Raw genomic sequence first — 412 nt, 5'->3', positions numbered from 1 at the left:
CCTGCTCGGCGCCTACGAGACCCGCCGCGCCTGATCCCCATCGGTCCCCGCCTCCCGGCGGGGACCTCTTCCGACCGGCATGAGCCGGCCATCGCGCAACCCTGAAGGAGAGTTTCGATGAGCAGCACCACCGACAAGATCTAGGGTCTGGCCAACGAGGCCGTGGGTAACGTCAACCAGCCCGCCGGCACCGTGACGGGCAACGACCAGCTCGTGGCCGAGGGCAAGGCGCAGGAGCTCACGGGCGAGGCGCAGAAGACCGTGGGCGACGGCAAGGCCGGCGCCAAGAACCTGGCCGACAAGGTCACCGGCCGGAGCTGACGCGGTTCGGCCGCGCCCGCCGGTCCGGCCCCGATCGCAGCCACCGCACAACCAGGGGTGGAGCACGGATCCCCACCAATCGGCCGGGTCG

The 412-nt window shown here is 71.4% G+C and carries 1 protein-coding gene; it reads left to right on the top strand.

Annotation, left to right across the window (positions count from 1 at the left end; genetic code table 11):
• Positions 1-147 precede the first annotated feature (147 nt).
• A complete protein-coding gene (locus tag MKL20_RS17175; RefSeq protein ID WP_244037683.1) occupies positions 148-321 on the top strand; it encodes a CsbD family protein in 174 nt (57 codons plus the stop codon).
• Positions 322-412 lie beyond the last annotated feature (91 nt).

This window comes from Methylobacterium sp. E-066 (genome assembly GCF_022829635.1).
GTDB lineage: Bacteria > Pseudomonadota > Alphaproteobacteria > Rhizobiales > Beijerinckiaceae > Methylobacterium.
Note: the sequence above shows the minus strand (reverse complement) of the source record. Positions and strands in the feature narration are given on the sequence as shown.